This is a genomic window from Lysobacter sp. H23M47 (assembly GCF_015209765.1).
Lineage (GTDB): Bacteria > Pseudomonadota > Gammaproteobacteria > Xanthomonadales > Xanthomonadaceae > Novilysobacter > Novilysobacter avium.
In genome coordinates, this window is the sequence record NZ_CP063658.1 from 2,696,898 (window position 1) to 2,715,424 (window position 18,527).

Consider the following 18,527-nt stretch of genomic DNA (forward strand, 5'->3'; position numbering starts at 1 on the left):
GGGGCTGAACGCCGGGTTCCCCGCGTGGACGTTCCCATTCAGCCGCCGCGCTCGCTCCGCAGTGCGCGCACTGCCGGCGGGCTGCCCACCGCTGCGCGCGCGGCGATCCAGCTGAACACCGCGATGCCCGCCATCACCACCAGCGCGCCGTACAGGGCGCGTCCCTGCGGCGAAGCCTCGCCCAGCAGGAGGACGCCCAGCACGGTCGCGAAAAGGATCTCGGCGGCCTGCATGGCTTCGGTCGCCGCCAGCGCGGTGGGGTTGTTGCGGACCATGCCGGTGGCCTGGAAGAACAGCACCGTGGCGATGACGCCCGCGCCCAACGCGACCGCGGCGGCAAACCAGACCTGCTCCATCGAAGGCGCCCCCGCCTGACCGGCAGCGAAGGCGGCGACCAGCCACCAGGCCGGCTGGCTGGCCAGGGTCAGCCCGAACACCCGCTGGGTGGCGTTGAGCTCCACACCGCCTGATGAAGGCGCCACCCGCTCCAGGTGCAGCAGCAGGCCGCGGTTGCCGAGTGGATAGGCGACCGCGGCAACGGCGACACAGCCCAGCGCGATCCAGCCGTCGCGATCCAGCCCGCCATCCTCGACACCGAATTGCATCATCAGCACGCCGGCAACCACGACCAGCCCCACCGCCATTGCCGGGCGTGGAATCCGGGCGCGCTCGTCGTTGTAGAGGAACGGCGCACAGAGCATGCCGGCGATGACGGTCAGTTGGAACGTGCCGGCCACCAGCCACGACGGCCCGCTCTCAGCGGCGTAGCTGAGGCCGAGGTAGAAGATCACGAAGCCCACGGTGCTCCAGCCCAGCCACGGCATCGGGTGGGCACGGATCGCGCGCCAGACCGGACCCATGCCACCCTGCCAGCGCATCAGCGGCACCATCAGCGGCAGGGTGATCAGGTAGCGCAGCGAGGCTGTCCACGCCCAGTGCCCGCCACCGGTCGCCGCCGCGCGGTTGAGCACGTAGGTGCAGGTGAAAAACAGCGCCGACAGCAGCGCGATCGCCACGGCCAGCAGGGCCCGGCGGCGCTGGGTGAGATCAGTCATGCAGGAAATCTACGCCATGCGGGCGGTGCCGGTCTCGCCCGCAGCTCAGCGCTTGCGCACGCGGATGCTGGACGCGGGCACCTGCACCTCATCGATGCCATCCACCCGGATCGGTGCTCCCGGCGGCGGACCCCAGGCGTGGGCGTAGATCGCCTCCAGCGTGACCGGCAACTGGCCATCGGCCTTGCGCATCGTCTCGTAGACCTCCCGCGCGCGTGCAAAGCGGTGCCGGCCGGTGAGGCTGCGCCGGCGGGCGGCCAGAGCGTTGGTGGCTCCCAGTCCCTGCAACCGCTGCATCAGGCTGGTCATATCGGGCTGGCCGAGGTGGAACTCGTCGCGGTCCAGTACCGGGTCCTTGAAGCCGGCGGCAATGAGGGCATCGCCAAACGGGCCAATGGCCGTGAATGGGCTGACGTGCGGCGCCTCGTCGACCTCGGCGAAGGCCTGGCGCAGCTCGATCAGGGTATCCATGCCGAAGGTCGAGACCAGCATCAAGCCGCCGGGCTTGAGCACCCGGCGAATCCCGGCGAAGACCGCCGGCAGGTCCTCGACCCACTGCAGGCACAGGTTGGAATACAGCACGTCGACGCTGCGATCGGCCAGCGGCAGCGCTCGCGCATCCGCCGCCACCGGGACCGGGCGTGGCGCGAAGGGATTGAACCGGAAGCCACCGCCGTGGCCGCGGACCTGCGCGAGCATCCCCGGCGCGACGTCGAGCGCGAGCACGCGCGCCCTGGGCCAGCGCTTTTGCAGGAGCGCGGCCATGTGTCCGGGGCCTGCGCCCAGGTCGACTACCACTTCGGGCGTCGGCAACGCCAGCGCCGGATCATCCAGGTAGTCCAGCGAGTCGGCCAGCCGCGAGCCGATCTCGCGCTGCACCTCGTCCAGATCCGTATAGCTGCCCGCCGCGCGCGAGAAGGCCCGGCGGATCTGGCGGTAGTCGAACAGCGCGCTCATGCCGTGGCTCCGCTTGCGGTTGATTGCAGGAAGTCGTCGATGGCGCCGGCGACCTCGTCGGGCGCTCCCAGGAACGGCGCGTGCCCGGCGCTGGCGATCTCGATGCTGCGACCGGCGGGCGACAGCGCCGCCGCGGCTGCCATCGCGGCTGGCGGCACGAGGCGATCGCGGCGGCCGGAAATCCACAGGCTGGGAACGCGCAAGGCCGGCAACTCGGCGCGCAGGTCCTGCTGGTCCAGCAGTTGCAGACCTTGCTGGAGCGCGGCCGGCGACGGCTCGCCGCGCTCGAACGCCTGCAGCCTCAGCTTGCGCAACTCCTCCTGGGCGCTGTTTGATCCGAGCGCCTCGAGGGCCAGAAAGCCATCCAGGGTGCCGCGGAAGTCCTGTGCCAGGGCATTGCCGAAGTCGCCAAACAGGTGCGGCCCGACTCCGTGCGGCCAGTCGGCGCCGTGCACGAAGCGCGGCGAGGACGCGATCAGCACCAGTGCGCGCACGCGATCGGGAGAATCCAGCGCGGCGCGCAGCGCCACCAGCCCACCCAGCGACCAGCCCAGCCAGGCCGCGTCGGGAATGCGCGCAACCAGCTCGGTCGCCAGGGGTGCCGGATCCAGGGACGCGTCGCTGTCGCGCGAGTGGCCGTGACCGGGCAGGTCTACCAGATGCAGGGTGTAGCGCTCGGCGAGGCGGTCCACCAGCGGTCCGAAGAGGCCGCTGTGCATCGCCCAGCCGTGGATCAGGCCGAGCGCCGGGCCTCGCCCGCGGGTTTCGATATGCATGGAATGCTCTGTGGATTCATGAAGTGACACCGCGACTGATGGCGGCCACGCGGGCCTCGGCGCGGGCGCGATCGCGGGCGCCGGACATGGCCTCGAGCAGGCCGTCGATATCGGCCGGGGCGTGCAGCGCGGACAGGGTGATGCGCAGGCGGGCCTGGCCTTCGCCGAAGGTCGGCGACGCAGCCGCTTCCACCCAATAACCAGCGCGTTGAAGGGCGGCCGCCATCGATGCCGCGCACGCATCATCACCGACCAGCAGAGGCTGGATCGGGGTCTGCGAGTCGAGCAGGGTCAAGCCGGCGCGCTGGGCACGCTCGCGGAAATGCGCGACCAGCTCGGCCAACTTCTCCCGTCGCCAATGATCCTTCCGGGCCAGCTTGAGCGCAGCCAGTCCGGCCGCCGCCTGCGCGGGCGGCAAGGCCGTGGTGAACCGATAGGGGCGCGCGGTTTCGGCGAGGTGCTCGATCAGTTCATGGGTGCCGGCCACCACCGCGCCCTGCCCGCCCAGCGCCTTGCCCAGGCTGGCCAGTTGCAGCGGTACCTGATCCACGCCCAGATCGGCGGCGGCAACGCTGCCGCGTCCTTCCGGACCGACCACGCCGATCCCGTGCGCGTCGTCGACGTAGAGCAGCGCGTGCTGGACGCGGGCGACCAGCGCCAGTTGCCGCAACGGGGCAATGTCGCCGTCCGCGCTGAAGACGCCTTCGGTGGCGACCATCGCCACTCCGTCGGGCATGCTGCGCAACTGCCGGATCGCGCCCTCCGGATCGCCATGCGGGTAGCGGCGCAGGTGGCAGCCGGCCAGGCGGGCGGCGTCGACCAGGCTGCCGTGGTTGAACGCGTCCTGGGCGCAGACGTCCTCCTCGCCGAGCAGTGACTGCAGGACCGCCAGGTTGGCCAGGTAACGGCTGCCGAACAACAGGGCGCGCGGCGTGCCCAGCCAGTCGGCGACCTCCTCCTCCAGCCGCTCGTGGGTCTGATGCCGGCCACAGGCCAGGTGCGATCCGGAGCCACCGGCCCCCTGCGCGGCCACGGCGTCCTGCAACGCACCGATCACCGCGTAATGCTGGGACAGGCCGAGATAGTCGTCGCTGCAGAAGTTCAGCAGCTCGCGGCCGTCGACGCTGCAGCGCGCGCCGTCACGATGGCTGACCGCGCAGCGGGCGTGGCTGCCCGACGCATCGGCGCGTTGCGCCCGGATCGCGTCAATTCGCTCGCCCCAGAATGCGCGCGCCACGGCTCAGCGCTTCACGCCGGCCACTGATCGCGGCGGATGGGACGTTGCAGGCGCGTCGTTGACGCGGTGATCGAAGCTGTCGCTCTGGATGATGTCGGCGTGCACTGTTCCCCCCGGACTCGTGGCCGTAGAGGTCACATTATCGTCCTTCCGGGCATCGGCATCGCCCGCAGGCCGAGGCGGTCGAACAGCGCGCGGTCATGGTCGGTGCCCGGGTTCGCGGTGGTCAGCAGTTTCTCACCGTGGAAGATCGAGTTGGCACCGGCAAGGAAGCACAGCGCCTGCAGCTCATCGCTCATCTGCTCGCGCCCCGCCGACAGGCGCACCATTGACCGGGGCATCAGCAGTCTCGCCACGGCGATGGTGCGGGCGAACTCGAACGGGTCCAGCTCGGCCAGCGCGTCATCGTCCGCCAGCGGCGTACCGGCGACCTTGACCAGGCGATTGATCGGCACGGAGTCGGGATGGGCGGGCAGGTTGGCCAGCGCCTGCAGCAGTCCGGCGCGCTGCTCCCGCGACTCGCCCATGCCGACGATGCCGCCGCAGCAGGTCTTCAGGCCGGCGTCGCGGACGAGGGCCAGCGTGTCCAGTCGATCCTGGTAGCCGCGGGTCTGGATCACCTCGCCGTAGAACTCTGGCGCGGTGTCCAAGTTGTGGTTGTAGTAGTCCAGTCCGGCCTCCCTAAGCGACTCCGCCTGGTGGCCGCTGAGCATGCCCAGCGTCGCGCAGGTCTCCAGCCCGAGCGCCTTCACGCCGCGGATCATCTCGGCGACCTTGGGAATGTCGCGGTCGGCCGGCGAACGCCACGCCGCACCCATGCAGAAGCGAGAGGCGCCGGCATCGCGCGCGGCGCGCGCACGCTGGAGCACCGCGTCGGTGGACATCAGCTTCTGCGCGTCCACGCCCGTGTGGTAGCGCTGGGCCTGCGGGCAGTAGGCGCAGTCCTCGGGGCAACCGCCGGTCTTCACCGACAACAGGGTGCTGACCTGGACCTCGGCCGGATTGAAATGCGCACGGTGGACGCTCGCCGCGCGGAACAGCAGCTCGGTAAACGGCAGCTCGAACAGGGCAAGCACTTCACTGCGCGACCAGTCATTGCGGAGGGCATCGGGCACATCGGCGGAAATGCTGGCTTCACTGACACGGGACATGGCGGTTTTCCGGCTGACGGCGCGATGAGGGGCCGGGCAGTCTGGAAAGCAACGCTCGGAACTGTCAACACATGGCGATCAACACGGTGGGGCGAAACGGGGGTGGCGTGCTGGCCCGGTGGGGAGGCCGGCTCGCGAGCGCGTTGTGGCCCGGGAACTGCCTGGCCTGCGGCGCGGACGGCCAAGGCGGGCGCGATCTGTGCCCGCTGTGCGAGGCGGCAATCCCCTGGCATCCGAGTGCCTGCCTGCGCTGCGCGTTGCCGCTGGCCGCTGAGAAGGCCAACGCGACAAACCCACACGACACCGGGTCGGCGACCTGCGCGAGTTGCGGGGCCGAACCCCCACCTCTGGTCGAGGTGCGCGCCGCCTGCACCTATGGCGCACCGCTGGACCGACTCGCGCCGCGGTTCAAGTTCCACGGCGACCTGGCCGCCGGGCGGGTGCTGAGCGCGCTGATGGTGCAGGCGTTCGCCGCGCTGCCACGACCCGATGCGATCGTGCCGGTACCCCTGCACCGCTCCCGCCTGCGCCAGCGGGGCTACGACCAGGCGCTGGAACTCGCCCGTCCGCTGGCTAGCGCATTGGGGGTACCGCTGCTCGACGGCGCGCTGCTGCGCGCGATTGCCACGAGTCCGCAATCGCGGTTGGACGCGGCCGATCGGAGGTACAACGTGGAGGATGCGTTCGACGTCCGGCCGCGCGTTGACCTGCCGGCCCACGTGGTGCTGGTCGACGACGTCATGACCACCGGAGCCACGCTTCATTCCGCAGCGCAGTGCCTGTACCGGGCCGGCGCGGTACGGGTGGATGCGTGGGTCGCCGCGCGGGTTCCGTGACATTTGACAGGCGTCGCCGCGCGCGCCTAGATGGGGCCATCTTCTATCGGGAAATCGTCATGGTGATTGGCCGCAGCTGGTGGGTACTGGTGTTGTTTGGCGTGATCGCCGTGGGGTTCGGAATCATCTCGCTGGTCTCACCGGCCGCCACCGCGGTGGCGATGGTCTGGGCGTTCGGCGTGATGGCCATCGCCGAGGGGGTGATCAGTCTGTTTGCACTGATTTCCGGAAACTCGCGGATCTCACGTGGCTGGCTCGCCCTGTATTCGCTCAGCTCGCTTGCCTTCGGTGTGCTCGCGGTGCTCAACCCGCTGCAGATGGCGAGCGTCCTGCTGTTGCTGCTGGCCGCCTGGCTGCTGGTCGCGGGCGTGTTCCGCATCGCCCTGGCGATCAGGATCCGCAAGCACATCCGCGGTGAATGGCTGATCGCGCTGAGCGGCCTGCTGGCGATCGCGCTGGCGGTGCTTTTCGTGGCCTACCCGCTGGCCGGACTTGCGACCATCGCGATCTGGATCGGTCTGGGAGCGTTGCTGTACGGCGCGTTGCAGATCTGGGTCGGACTGAAACTGCGCAGGTTCGCCACCCGCCTCTAGCCTGGCAATCTTCCCGGGACAATCGGTCGTGGGGATCTGGCCGTCAGGATCAGGTCGTCAGGGTCTGGCCGTGAGGATCCGCCGGCGACGATCGGGCGGGGGTCTCAGGCGCGCTGCATCCACAGGTCCAGCGCGATTCCGGCAAACACTGCCATCCCCACCCAGTGGTTGTGCACGAACGCGCGGAACAGTGGGCCGCGCTCGCGGGTGCGGCTGATCCAGAACTCCCATGCCACCAGCGCGACCGCAACCGCAAGGCCGGCGAGGTACCAGGCGCCCAGCCCGGCACGCTGCCCAACCAAGAGCAACGCGGCGAAGAACAGCGCGTAGAGCACTCCCTGGATGACCAGATCGAGGTCCCCGAAAAGAATCGCGGTGGATTTCGCGCCCAACTTGATGTCGTCCTCGCGGTCGACCATCGCGTACCAGGTGTCATAGGCCGTGGACCACAGGATGTTGGCCACGTACAGCAGCCACGCCAGCGGTGGGACCTCCCGGGTCACTGCGGCAAACGCCATCGGGATCGCCCAGCCAAACGACATGCCCAGGTAGACCTGCGGCAGGTGCGTGTAGCGCTTCAGGTAGGGATAGCTGGCCGCCAGCACCAGCCCGACGAGGCTGAGCCAGATGGTCAGCGTGTTCATGGTCAGCACGAGCGCAAACGCGGCCAGCATCAACACGGCGAACAGCGCCAAAGCCTCGCGTCCGCGGACCGCGCCGGTCGCCAACGGCCGATCACGGGTGCGCTCGACATGCGGGTCCAGCCAGCGGTCGGCGTAGTCGTTGATCACGCAGCCGGCGGACCGGGTCAGCCACACCCCGGCGGTGAACACCAACCACGTCCACAGCGGCGGCACGCCGCCGGCGGCCAGCCACAGCCCCCACCAGGTCGGCCAGAGCAGCAGCAGCCAGCCGATCGGGCGGTCGTTGCGGGTCAGCTGCCAGTACAGTCGCAGGCGGATTTTCCACGCAGGCTCCCGGGCCGGCTCGAAACGCTCGTAGTTCATCGTGCAATTATGGGCGATGACGCGCAGGCGGGTTTGGGGCTAGAATGCGCTCCCCGTGCGGTCTTCGCATGCGGCCCAAGATGCGCCTGTAGCTCAGCTGGATAGAGTAGTGGCTTCCGAAGCCATTGGTCGGGGGTTCGAATCCCTCCAGGCGCACCAATTCCCGTCTCCGTCTCCGCTGCACAAGACCCGGACTTCCGTTCGGCGTCCGGACGCGTCTGCGGACCTCGACGCGGTATCACGCCCGGTTTGCCGCACGCCTGCGACGCTAACCATTTGACCCGGCCTGCAAGCCGGGCTTGAACTATGGGAGCGCGCTCATGTCAAACCTGCTGGAACTTTCGATCCCGTGGTGGGAAATCGTGCTGCGCGGCACGGTCGTCTTCTTTGTATTGATGCTGTTGCTGCGCCTTTCCGGCAAGCGCACGGTAGGGCAGTTCACGCCGTTCGACCTGCTCGTGCTGGTCTTGCTGGGCGATGCGATGCAGGGTTCGATGATCGCCGGCGATGAATCGCTGCAGGGCGGCATCATCCTGACCGCCACCCTGATGGGATGGAACTACGTGCTCGGATTCACCACGTCCCGCAGCCGCACGCTCGAGCGACTGGTGGAAGGCAGCCCGGTGATCCTGGCCCGCAATGGCCGCGTGTACGGCGAGGCGCTGGACGATAACAACATCGGCATCGACGATTTGCAGGAGGCGATGCGCGCTGCCGACTGCGCGTCGTTCGGCGACCTCCGGCTGGCGGTGCTCGAGAAGGGCGGCCATATCAGCGTGGTCACCGGGCGCCGCGGCTGAGCGGTCCATCGTTGCTGGAACCGCCCGGCTGGCCAACCGGAAGCAGCTGGCCACGGGAGCTGGCAGATTGCATCCCGTGCAGCCCACGGGCGAGCCACTCGTGGACGGCGGCGACATCCTTCAGATGCCGGCTCGCAACGCTTTCCGTGCGCTTCCCGACCAGAACTCCCAAGCCGCCTGACTTTGCAGCTTCGGCAAACCCGCTTTCGTCGGCCAAGTCGTCGCCGACGAATACCGGGCGCCGTCCGCGCCAGGGCGGGTGAGCCATGAGCCGCCGTAGCGCATCACCTTTCCCGCCGGTCGGGCGGACCTCGATGACCATCCTTCCGGCCTGCAACATGTACCCGTCCAGTTGCTGGACGTACTCATGCGCCAGGGCGGTCAATGCCGCCTCAGCGGTCGGGTTCCGCCGCCAGTGCAATGCGACGGCGATCTGCTTGTCCTCGATCAGGATCCCGGGAAACTCGACGGCGACCTCCCGCGCGCGGTCCAACAGACCCGTGAAGTCCAGATCAGGGAGGTCCGGCATCGGCCAACGGTCGGATTCCCTTCCGTGATGACCCACCAGGCAACAAGGAATCTCCGGGAACAGGCCACGAAGCTGCGACAGCGGGCGTCCACTGACAATTGCGAGCGCACCACCCAGCTCGCCCGCCAATGCGCCGAGCAGAGGGAGCAGCCCTGGCGGGCACGTTACCTCGCCGGGCGTTGACGCGATCGGCAGCAGGGTTCCGTCTGCATCGAGGAAAAGCGCCCAATCCTTTTGGATCGGCGGCGCGGTGGGGCGTTCCCGATTCACGGCGTCCCGGACGGGCCGACAGCAGCGGGAGAGCGGAGGAGGCCTGCCTCCAATGCTTTCAGGTAGTCGCTGAATCCTTCCCGGGCACGCGACGAGCGTCGTGCACTCGTCATCACGCGCGGGCTTGGTTGACGGGCAATCACGGCACCGATGGCCGCGAGACGCTTGACCAGCGACACGTCCTCGTGTGCTGCGCCTGGCTGGAACCCGCCGGCGCGGACATAGGCATCTGCAGCGACGCCCAGGTTGGCGCCGTGCACGTGAGGGTGTCCCGGCGCGGCCACCGTCAGGACCTGGAACGCCTCGCTCACGCTGGCGGAGTAATCCTCCCAGTCTCCAACACCGACGATGCCGCAAAATGCATCCGACCCGTACGCGAGTTGCGCCGCGAGCCAGTCGGCCGGGACAACGGAATCCGCGTCGGTATTTGCCAGCCAGCGTGCACCGCGATGCAGCGCCTGTTCCGCTGCAGCCGCCCTCGCACTGCCCACATCGCCGAAGTCGCCTTCAATCACCAGATTGGCGACGGGGCGCGCCAGTTGCGCCGTCCCGTCCGTGCAGGAGTCTGCGGCGACGATGATCAGCACCGCTTCTTGGTGCAGTCCCGGATGACGCGCTGCGACCTGTGCGGCACGCAGGCATTGCTCGATGCGCTCGGCTTCGTTCCGCGCGGGGATCACTATGGCGATCAAACGATGCCTTCCTTCTCGGCAACCGAGTCGGGCTCCACGCTCCAGCCCTGCAGGACCACATCGGCATCCCGGTAGCTCATGCACCGTTGCATCGGAAGCGACGCCTCAAGAATGCGGTGGACCTCATCCCCCGTCATGGTCGCCTCTGCAAATGACCGCCTCCAGTGACCGGCAATCAGCACGCCGCTGCCAGCCAGTGAACCGGCGAACCTGGCTACCGTCCGCCGCAGCTCGTCGTGTCCGAGGAAGTAACCGACCTCGCTGAAAACGATCAGATCGAACCTGCCCGGCGGCCATTCTTCCGGCTGCGTCAACCGCATCACCTCGGCGTTCGCATGCGCCTGCAGGCGATGTGCCGCAAGCGCCACCGCCGCGTCGGAGCCGTCGCTGGCCAGCAGCCGGTCGCAACGTTCCGCAAGTCGCGCACTGAGCTCGCCGGTTGAACAGCCGACCTCCCATCCGCGTTGGTAGCGTCTGGCGGGAAGCATCGCCAGAAGCAGGTTGCGTTTTCGTTCCTCGTACCAACGGCTGCGAAATCCCCACGGGTCATCGCTGCGGTGCATTTCATCAAAATAGGCCAGAGGGGTATTCATGTCAGGTAGACCTCAAACCCGCGCCGGAATCGGCTCAGGATCGCGTCGGTGAGTACCGGTTTTGCGCCGCCGGGCGCTTCGGTCATCTGCGACTGGAAGGCGTCGATTGCGCGTGATTTCGCGGTCAAGGTGCCAATGGCGAGCGGGTACCGGAATGCGCGGACCGCGGCCAGCCCGTTGCAGACGTCCGTTGGATCCGACCAGTGCCACCCCCACACCGGGTATCGCAGCACGCGCAGCTTCCTCGCGCGGGCAACCTCACGCGCCACTTCGCCGCAGGCCTCGTGGTCCGGGTGGCCGTCGAGTTCCCACGGAGCAAGCAACAGATCCGTGCGCTCGACAATCCCGTTGAGTTGGGTCCTGAGCCGGTCCTTTTGCCGCGCCAGCTCGCCATCCGCGATCGCCCACGACACGACCGAGGAGGGCTGCACGCCCAGAGCCGCCATCGCCTGCATCAGCTCCCGCTGCCGTTGCGCTCCCATTGCCGGGGAGCCTTCGGTGGAATGGCAACGCTCGCCATGCGTCACCGAACACACCATCACGGGGACACCCATCGCTACCGCGTCGAACAGCAGGCCACCGCAGCCGAGCGTTTCGTCATCGGGATGGGGCGACACGACGATGATTCGACTGGCATCCGCCACGACAGTGCCAAAGCGCGCGACCTCCAGCTCCGCGAGCCAGGGGGACTCGCGCCAGGCGCATTCGCTCGGGCCGGCTCCACGGATGGTGCGGTCTACCCCGGCCACGGCGTTGCGGCCTCCAGCGCGAAGCGACCCAGTGCCTCGAGATCACGCTCGGCGTGACACTGACGGGTGAATACGCCCAGGTCCGCGACGCGCCTGGCGTGTTCGCGGTCCTGGCACAGCGGGCCGGCGCCCAGTGCACGTCCCACGCGGGTGATGATCTGCGCACAAGCGGCGTCCACACCGGAGCGCAGCTGCAAGACCTGGCGCTCGTGGGCGAGGTGCGGCTGCGCATCTATCGCGTCGGCCACGGCGTGGAGCGCGGTCACATTCAGGTCAAGCGCCGTCTCCACCGCGCCCAGATGGACGAGCTGGTGGCCGGAAGCGCGCGCGCGTTGCGATGCAAGCAATGCATCGATGATCGACCGCGCTGCCCCAAGCCATCCGGCGGCAATGCCCGCCCCGCCGTGCCAGAAGCCGGGACGAAGGACGTAGCGATTATTCCCGGCAACCAGCTGCGCAGGGACAGCGTCGAACGCGACATCGAACGTTTCCGCGCGGGCCATGCCGACCGCCTGCCATGACGCGTCGCGCACCTCGACGCCTGCGCGATTCATCTGCACCGCCGCCAAGACGCGCTCATCCGCGTTCCGCGCTGTAATCAGTGCATGGGTGACAACGCTTGCTCCGGTACACCAGCGCTTGGTTCCCGTCAGCGAGCCGTCACCCGCTGGCGAATAGTGAAGGACCGCATCAGGCGGCTCGGCCGCCCAGACCGCCCACAGCTCGCCGGGAGCAGGAGGCGGGCAACCAAGCTCGGCCAGAATCGCGCAGGCGTCGTAATGCGCCTCCAGCACCTTGAACAGGCAAAGGTCCCAGCCGCCCAGCCGACCCAGAAAAGTCCATCGTTCGTATGTCCGTCCGCCCCCCGGCATCGGCGGATCCGGGAGGGTGCGTATTGCGGCGCGCGCGACAGAGGCGATGAGCTCCAGGTTGTCCAGCGGCATGGCCAGAAGCTGCTGCGGCAACGTGGATGCGCGCTCCGGGGAGTTCACGTCATTGCCGCGGACGCGGCCGCGGAGAGCTGCGAAGGGTTTGCACGCGACACGGTCGCCGGGACGGCGTCCGGCCAGCGCGATTCGGCCAGGTCACCCAGGAAGTCATCCGCCCAGGCGTGAACATCCCGACGCCTGAGCTGGTCGATCATCATGGACCAACGGGCCACGCGCTCGGCCAGCGGCATTGCCAGCGCTGTCTCGATCGCCGCGCAGACCTCATCGCGGTTGAGTGGATCCACGATGAGCGCATCGCCCAGCTCGTTGGCCGCACCGGCATGGCGCGACAGAACCAGAACGCCGGGGTCCCTGGGGTCCTGGCAGGCGATGAACTCCTTTGCCACCAGGTTCATGCCATCGCACAAGGGGGTAACCAGCGCGACCCTTGCCAGCCGGTAAAACCCGTACAGCGTGCGCTGGGAAAAGCTGCGGTTGACGTATCGCAGCGCGGTCCGATCGGGCCGCGAAAAGCTTCCGTTGATCCGCCCGACCTGACGGTCCAGTCGGTTGCGAAGTTGCCGATAGGCGGGGATTTCCGCGCGCGACAACGGTGCAATCTGCACGAACGTGCACTCGTCGACGCGTGCAGGTGCCGCCTCCAGGAAACAGCGATACGCGTCGAAACGCTCCTCAAGCCCTTTTGAATAGTCGAGCCTGTCCACGCCCAGAACCAGCGAGGAGCCGCCCAGGCTTGTCGCCAGGCGACGCACCGAGGCACCGTCGCCGGCAGCGGGAGCGGATTCCTCGATACTCCGGGTATCGATGCTGATCGGGTAGGCGGCCGCCCGGAACGATCGACCGTCCGGCATCTCGATCAATACCCGGTCTTTCCCCAGGATCTGCTGCACGCCGGCGACCCTGGCACCGCGAGCGGACTGCAGGTACTGAGTGAACCGCTCCAGGTCCTGGGGCGTCTGGACACCGATCAGCTCGAACGCGGCCAATTTGTCCAGCAGCTCGCCATGCCTGGGCAGCCGGATCATCGTTTCCGGCCGGGGGAAAGGCACATGGAGGAAGAAGCCGCAGCGGACGACCACGCGCATGGATTCGAGGCGTTCCGCAAGAGGGATCAGGTGGTAGTCCTGCACCCAAAGCCGATCGCGCGGACCGATCTGTTTGGCGAGAAGATGCGCGAAGTCGTCATTGAACCTCAGAAATGCACTCCATGAGGCTTCGTTGAAGTGCATCAGGTCCGGCCTGGAATGCAGGATGGGCCACAGTGCACCGTTGACGTAGTCTGCGTGCAGTTCCGTGTCACGGCCCTCGCCCAGGTCGAGCGCCAGGTATTCAACGTCCTGCGAAAAGCTGCGCGACGGCCGGCGGTTTGCCGATATGTTCCCACTCCAACCAACCCACCGCCCGCCTTTTCGTTTCATTACCGCACGCAGCGCAACGGCAAGGCCGCCGGCCTGCGGGATCCCATCAAGGGGTACCCGATGGGAGGCGACTATCAGGTTGCCGTGGGCGCGCATTTGAGGATTGCGAAGTCGATCGGCTTGTATTCGAAATTATTCGATTGACCGGCCGAGCAGGAGGTCATCGCGACGACCATCGGCATTTCCGCGCGCAGGCGAATGAAGTCGCCCGACCCGCTCAGCGGCGGCATCACCGCGATCTCGCCCGTGTCGCCATCAACCTGCACGTTCATGAAAATGTTGAAGGCAATGGGAATCCGGTCCGTGTCGATGCCGTAGGGCGACAGCGCCGTGGCAAGGTTTCCCTCGCAGCCGGGGCGGCCTTCGGTTTCGCCGTAAATGATCTCAAACATCCGCCTGGAACACGGCGTCAGGGTGAAGTCGTGGCGACCGCACGTGTCCTCCAGGATGGTGAACATCGCCCGGCTCCGGTTGGAATACAGGACGTCGCCGGTGGTCAGCCAAAGCCTGGATGCGTAGTCGATCGACCGCCCCGAGGAAAGGTACTCACCCAGGTCCTCACGCGAAAACGCGGTCAGGTCGCTGACTTGCTGGCCCATCGGGTCGATGACGACCAGCTCATCACCGGCATCCAGCTCAATCGCACGGCCCGAGCAAGGCGGTATCCGCTGGACGTCCTTGAAACGCAATCGCGATGGTTCCATCAGTTTCCTCCCCTGAACTGGAACGGACACTTCCAGTCGCGGCCGACCGCGCGCCCGCTGTATTGGCGCGTCTCGCCTGCTTCACCGAAATCGGCCAAGTTGGGGTTGATGGAACCCTGCAACTGCTCGTCCCGCTTGCGCGTGGCGGCCTGCATCTTCCGGAATCTCCCGTCCGCGCGCAGGCGCTCAAACTGACGATGCGAGTTGAACACGAGTGCGGGCATCGGCGTCCTCCTGGCCATTCGCGAGGCTCCCGGATGGAGCCCGATGACGAAGAACGGATGGCCGGAAAGACTCAGGCTGAACCTGCGGTCGTCCGGGTCGTTGGCCACGTCGCTGGCCCATGCGTTTCCACGCGCGACATCGAGATCGTGCAGGCGCTGCAGCTGCTTCCAGAGAAGCTGTTCGAATTGGCGCTCGTCGGTCCGGCGTGGTTCGGCGTACACCGCCACATACGATCGGACGATTTTCGCATCCGGATCCTCGGCATCCAGACGCGCGCCAAATGCACTCAACCCGTCCAGCAGTCGCCCGTCACCAGCGGGATCGCGCAGGTCTGCAAATTCCACCACCTCGATGGCGTCCCGGGCGAGCGCGACCTTGGAGCCGACGCACGGAAACCGCGGGTCGTCCACGAACGCGAGGAACCTCGAGGCCAGCGTCGTCGACGTGGTGCCGGGTGGATAGTCCTGGCCGGGCGTTGGCGCGGAAGCCCAGGAGTAGTCCGGAGCGGAGTAGCGTGAAAAATCCATGGGGGCCGTCAGTGGTGCAGGACACCTCGGTGATTGGGCAACAAGACTAGGAAGCCGGGGTGCAAGGGCGTGTGTAGAAAGCCGGGCCAAACCGTCGGCCGGCGCGCCGGGATCCGGTCAGCGGCAGGCACGGGCCCGGCCGCGGTCGAAGTGGAAGTGGTCGGCGTGGGCGCTGTTGTAGTCCGGCCCGAGAACGGCATCGAAGTAGCGGCAGGCGCCGTCGTGTACCGCACGCAGGAAGCGCGCCGCGGGAGTCAGATTGTCGTTTGGGGCGTTTTGAGGATCCGCAACGCCGCCAGGCACATCCTCGCGCGAATCGGTTTCCGATCCGACCGATCCCCAATCGTTGACCACGTTGACCCGCCGGCCGTCATCCATGACAAAGGCGGCAATGTCGAGCGCATCGGCGCTTGCGTGTTGACTGCGGGCCCCCGTCGTCCGGCCGTACAGGTTCCGGCAGGCATATGAGCCGAAATGCTCGATTCGCACGACCTTCGCATCCAATTCCGTCGCCGCGGCCTGCTGCAGTACATGGCGCTCCCACATCGCCAGCGACAATGCGGCGCGGCAACTCAGCGAGAACGGAGCGTTGACGGCGACGCTGCTCCGGGTGATGGCCACCGCATTCTCGAAACCGCAACCCGGACCTGTGACGCGGTCTTCCAGTGGCGTCCACGCCATCTGCGCGTCGGCCAGAGCTGCCCTGCACGCTTCAGGATCGCTCGACGTCCGCGACAGCTTGAAGCCGGTCAGCAGGTTTGGCGGTTCGTCGATCTGCAGGGGCGCCAACGGGTTCCACGCATCGGGTATCGCGATCCCGCCTGATTCCACGGCCCACCAGCCCAGCAGGATCGCCAGCAGGAAGAGCAACCAGATGCGTCGCGCGGTGCTTGCGGTGTCGGTCATGAGCCGACTGTGGGTGATCGGTCGTCAGCCGGGCGTCGTCATCAGGCACGCTACACGCCGCTGCGCGTACGCTTCCCCGATGTGCGGACGTGACAGCCAGTTCTTTACGTGGCGCGAGATCCACGCGTTCTCCGGCGGCCTTGCTGTGAGCACGCCGGCGGAGGATCCCGAGCCCAACTACAACCGCGCACCGACCCAGGCCGGGTGGGTGCTCGTCGCCGACGGTGACGGGGCCGTCGCCACGGAAATGCGTTGGGGCCTGCTGCCGTCGTGGGCAAAGGACACGCGGCTGGCGTACAGCACGATCAATGCGCGCTGTGAAACGGCGGCCACCAAGCCGGTGTTCCGGGCGGCGTGGAAGCAGCGCCGGGGACTGGTGCCCAGCTCGGGCTACTACGAATGGCGGATGGAAGATGGCGCCAAACAGCCCTACTTCATCCACGCGCGAAACTCGCCGGTATTGTTCTTTGCCGGACTGTGGGAGCAGCGCGGCGAGCTGCTCACTTACAGCATCGTCACTCGCGACGCGGGTCCGGCGATCGCCCATCTGCATGACCGCATGCCATTGATGCTCTCCGGCGATCTGCTGGGCGAGTGGATCGGGGGTTCACCGGAAGACGCGGCGCAGATCGCGTTGTCGGCAAGTACACCCGAGCTGGAATGGCATGCGGTGGAGCGGGCCGTGGGCAACGTTCGCAGTAGCGGTCCGCAGCTTGTGCTTCCCAAGATTGCGTGAAGGCCCCCGCATTGATTGTCCGGACATTAGGCAACACACTCGGGACTCCTGAAAGGAGGCGCCGTATGACGCACCACGTATCTGTCCTGGCACTTTCACTGGCACTGGCCGCCTCGCCGCACGCGGCGGCGAGCCCCGCGGATGACGACACCAACGTCGCACCGCTGCCGGACGGCGGCCGGTTCGGCGCGGGTGTGCACCGGTTCTCAGCGTCCGTCATCGACGGAGGTGATTTCGTCCGGACGGCCGACGGGATCGAGCCGGCCTCGGTGGAGATCCGCGGACGCGACGGGCTGGTGATCGACGGTGGCACCTTCCGCACCGCGCATCCGGTCGACCTGACCCGCGGGGTCGAGTTGGGCCGTGGCAAGAGCATCTCGCTTTACAACAAGACACATCCGGAGGCCTCCGGAGCTGGAGCGTCGCGCGCGCCTCGGGCTGGTTACCAGCTCTACACCGCAGCGCAGGTGAGTGAATTCTTTGCCAATGGCGATGCCGAGCGGATCCGCAGTGCGTTTACGTCGGCCGACGCAAATGATGTGCCGCCTGAGCCACTGACCGAGATGGCGGTGCTGGCTGCGCTGGGGGCAGCCAGCTCCGTAATGCGCGCGCGCGATCAGAGCGCTTGGAAGCTGACCGCCGACAGCGGCGATCTTGTGGTGAACGACGGGGTGCTCGACTTCAACTCGCTCAACCAGAACCTGATCGCGGCCCGCGACGGCAAGCTTGTTTGGAATGGCGGGGATCTGTCGTCGCGCGGCGGCGGCGGCGAGACCACGCTGCAGGGCACCCGCGGCATTGAACTTCTGGGAGGCAGCATCAGCAGTGCCGGCGCCGTGAATGGGACTGTCAGCCCCATCTACTACGATCCGCGGCAGCGACTTGACCGCGATCGCTGGACGCTGGGCAAGTATTTGGCGCTGGTCACCGACGGTGACATAGACATTGGTAGCGCAGGAACGCCGGGTCCTGCAATCCGGGTATCGGACGGCATGGTGCAGATCATGCGGGCATCCAAGCCGCCAGGCGACGGCGCTACCAGGCCTCCGGCTCCGAGCGTCAACCTGCGATCGGGTTCCATCAGCCTTCATGGCGAGCACCGCTCGACTTTGCTGGCGCTGGGCGCCGACGTGACCACGGTCATCGGCGGCGGCACGCTGAGTGTCTCCAGCAGCCAGTCGCTGATTGATACACCAACTGAAAGTCCGTCCATGTGGAACATGCAGACTGTGCTGGAGGACGGCACGATCAACCTGGACAACGGCCAGCTGATCGGTGCGGACAGCGCGATCAAGGGCGGGGTGGTGAACCTGACGGGACTGTCGGCGATCTACAGCCCCATGGGGGCGCTGACGATCTCCGGCGGAGCGATCAACGTCGACCCGCAGTCGTTCATCGGCGCGATCAAGGGTGACAGCAAGGCGCGCTCGCCATACCCCACCGCGCAGCAGGATATGGTCATCGACGGCGGCACGCTTAACTTCCGCATCGTCGCGCCGGAGCCCGGCGAGCCACTGGTCGTGGGCACCCACATCGGCGGGATCTTCGCTGGTGACAACAACCCCGCCAAGAAGAGCGAGCCTACGCTGACGATCGGCAAGGGCACCCGCATCATCGTCGACACCGGAAACCTGCTGGCGGGCAGCTACCGGATTGCCGACTTCGCATCGGTCGATGATGGCGATGGCACGCTGGCAATTGCCGCGGCGGTGCCGGTGCATGATCCCACCGGCGCGGTCATCGGGTCGCTTGCTACCGACGGAAGCCTCGCACTGCAGCTGAACTAGCGCGCCCGGGCTCTGTCCACGCACAAAAA

General features: G+C 67.4%; 20 protein-coding genes and 1 tRNA gene. 6 read left to right on the plus strand and 15 right to left on the minus strand.

Translation table 11 applies throughout. From position 1 onward, the window contains the following. Positions 1–38 precede the first annotated feature (38 nt). The 5 genes from INQ43_RS12160 to bioB all read right to left on the minus strand — a co-directional run bounded on the left by INQ43_RS12160 (position 39) and on the right by bioB (position 5,140). Positions 39–1,055: a multidrug resistance efflux transporter family protein gene (locus INQ43_RS12160; protein ID WP_194036620.1), complete on the minus strand. Its 1,017-nt coding sequence runs from the start codon at positions 1,053–1,055 to the stop codon at positions 39–41. Between the two features lie 45 nt (positions 1,056–1,100). Continuing rightward, positions 1,101–2,012 carry a methyltransferase domain-containing protein gene (locus INQ43_RS12165; RefSeq protein WP_194036621.1) on the minus strand — a complete coding sequence of 304 codons (912 nt, stop codon included), beginning with the start codon at positions 2,010–2,012 and terminating at the stop codon, positions 1,101–1,103. Continuing rightward, positions 2,009–2,788, minus strand: a complete 780-nt coding sequence (gene bioH, locus INQ43_RS12170) for a pimeloyl-ACP methyl ester esterase BioH (protein ID WP_194036622.1) — start codon at positions 2,786–2,788, stop codon at positions 2,009–2,011. The genes INQ43_RS12165 and bioH overlap by 4 nt, the downstream gene beginning before the upstream one ends. A 16-nt stretch (positions 2,789–2,804) precedes the next feature. Continuing rightward, a complete protein-coding gene (locus INQ43_RS12175) occupies positions 2,805–3,989 on the minus strand; it encodes an 8-amino-7-oxononanoate synthase (RefSeq protein ID WP_228062699.1) in 1,185 nt (394 codons plus the stop codon). 170 nt (positions 3,990–4,159) lie between these two features. Beyond that, on the minus strand, positions 4,160–5,140 hold the full coding sequence (gene bioB / locus INQ43_RS12180; protein ID WP_194037690.1) for a biotin synthase BioB: 981 nt from the start codon (positions 5,138–5,140) through the stop codon (positions 4,160–4,162). A 107-nt stretch (positions 5,141–5,247) separates the two neighbouring features. Between bioB and INQ43_RS12185 the strand changes: the two genes are divergently transcribed. Together INQ43_RS12185 and INQ43_RS12190 are read left to right on the plus strand one after the other, a co-directional pair. Further along, positions 5,248–6,012 carry a ComF family protein gene (locus INQ43_RS12185; protein ID WP_228062526.1) on the plus strand — a complete coding sequence of 255 codons (765 nt, stop codon included), beginning with the start codon at positions 5,248–5,250 and terminating at the stop codon, positions 6,010–6,012. 59 nt (positions 6,013–6,071) lie between these two features. Beyond that, positions 6,072–6,605, plus strand: a complete 534-nt coding sequence (locus tag INQ43_RS12190; protein ID WP_194034510.1) for a DUF308 domain-containing protein — start codon at positions 6,072–6,074, stop codon at positions 6,603–6,605. A gap of 104 nt (positions 6,606–6,709) precedes the next feature. On the opposite strand, the gene ubiA is transcribed toward INQ43_RS12190, so the two are convergent. Further along, positions 6,710–7,612 carry a 4-hydroxybenzoate octaprenyltransferase gene (gene ubiA, locus INQ43_RS12195; protein ID WP_194036624.1) on the minus strand — a complete coding sequence of 301 codons (903 nt, stop codon included), beginning with the start codon at positions 7,610–7,612 and terminating at the stop codon, positions 6,710–6,712. 82 nt (positions 7,613–7,694) lie between these two features. Between ubiA and INQ43_RS12200 the strand changes: the two genes are divergently transcribed. Together INQ43_RS12200 and INQ43_RS12205 are read left to right on the plus strand one after the other, a co-directional pair. Further along, a tRNA-Arg gene (locus INQ43_RS12200) sits at positions 7,695–7,771 on the plus strand. A gap of 161 nt (positions 7,772–7,932) precedes the next feature. Further along, on the plus strand, positions 7,933–8,412 hold the full coding sequence (locus INQ43_RS12205) for a YetF domain-containing protein (protein ID WP_194036625.1): 480 nt from the start codon (positions 7,933–7,935) through the stop codon (positions 8,410–8,412). Here INQ43_RS12205 and otsB read toward each other — a convergent pair. The 9 genes from otsB to INQ43_RS12250 form a co-directional block, all read right to left on the minus strand. Next, positions 8,393–9,211: a trehalose-phosphatase gene (otsB, locus tag INQ43_RS12210; RefSeq protein ID WP_194036626.1), complete on the minus strand. Its 819-nt coding sequence runs from the start codon at positions 9,209–9,211 to the stop codon at positions 8,393–8,395. The two genes, INQ43_RS12205 and otsB, sit on opposite strands and share 20 nt — an antisense overlap. After that, the gene (locus INQ43_RS12215) at positions 9,208–9,903 is read right to left on the minus strand and encodes a glycosyltransferase (RefSeq protein WP_194036627.1); all 696 of its coding nucleotides are present in this window, start codon (positions 9,901–9,903) and stop codon (positions 9,208–9,210) included. Before INQ43_RS12215 ends, otsB begins: the two co-directional genes overlap by 4 nt. After that, positions 9,900–10,496: a class I SAM-dependent methyltransferase gene (locus tag INQ43_RS12220; RefSeq protein WP_194036628.1), complete on the minus strand. Its 597-nt coding sequence runs from the start codon at positions 10,494–10,496 to the stop codon at positions 9,900–9,902. Before INQ43_RS12220 ends, INQ43_RS12215 begins: the two co-directional genes overlap by 4 nt. Further along, positions 10,493–11,245, minus strand: coding sequence for a PIG-L family deacetylase (locus INQ43_RS12225; RefSeq protein ID WP_194036629.1), 753 nt, complete (start codon positions 11,243–11,245; stop codon positions 10,493–10,495). Before INQ43_RS12225 ends, INQ43_RS12220 begins: the two co-directional genes overlap by 4 nt. Beyond that, positions 11,233–12,237: an acyl-CoA dehydrogenase family protein gene (locus tag INQ43_RS12230; RefSeq protein ID WP_228062527.1), complete on the minus strand. Its 1,005-nt coding sequence runs from the start codon at positions 12,235–12,237 to the stop codon at positions 11,233–11,235. Before INQ43_RS12230 ends, INQ43_RS12225 begins: the two co-directional genes overlap by 13 nt. After that, entirely contained in the window at positions 12,234–13,613 is a 1,380-nt protein-coding gene (locus INQ43_RS12235; RefSeq protein WP_194036630.1) for a trehalose-6-phosphate synthase, read from the minus strand. The genes INQ43_RS12230 and INQ43_RS12235 overlap by 4 nt, the downstream gene beginning before the upstream one ends. A gap of 74 nt (positions 13,614–13,687) precedes the next feature. Next, positions 13,688–14,317 (minus strand): urea carboxylase-associated family protein, encoded by a 630-nt coding sequence (locus INQ43_RS12240; RefSeq protein ID WP_194036631.1) that lies wholly within the window; start codon positions 14,315–14,317, stop codon positions 13,688–13,690. Next, positions 14,317–15,069: a guanitoxin biosynthesis heme-dependent pre-guanitoxin N-hydroxylase GntA gene (gene gntA, locus INQ43_RS12245; protein WP_194036632.1), complete on the minus strand. Its 753-nt coding sequence runs from the start codon at positions 15,067–15,069 to the stop codon at positions 14,317–14,319. The genes INQ43_RS12240 and gntA overlap by 1 nt, the downstream gene beginning before the upstream one ends. Positions 15,070–15,186: 117 nt before the next feature. Next, on the minus strand, positions 15,187–15,975 hold the full coding sequence (locus INQ43_RS12250) for an extensin family protein (RefSeq protein ID WP_194034512.1): 789 nt from the start codon (positions 15,973–15,975) through the stop codon (positions 15,187–15,189). Here INQ43_RS12250 and INQ43_RS12255 point away from each other — a divergent pair. Then, entirely contained in the window at positions 15,974–16,711 is a 738-nt protein-coding gene (locus tag INQ43_RS12255) for an SOS response-associated peptidase (RefSeq protein WP_194036633.1), read from the plus strand. The genes INQ43_RS12250 and INQ43_RS12255 overlap by 2 nt on opposite strands. 65 nt (positions 16,712–16,776) lie before the next feature. Then, entirely contained in the window at positions 16,777–18,498 is a 1,722-nt protein-coding gene (locus INQ43_RS12260) for a hypothetical protein (RefSeq protein WP_228062529.1), read from the plus strand. Positions 18,499–18,527 lie beyond the last annotated feature (29 nt).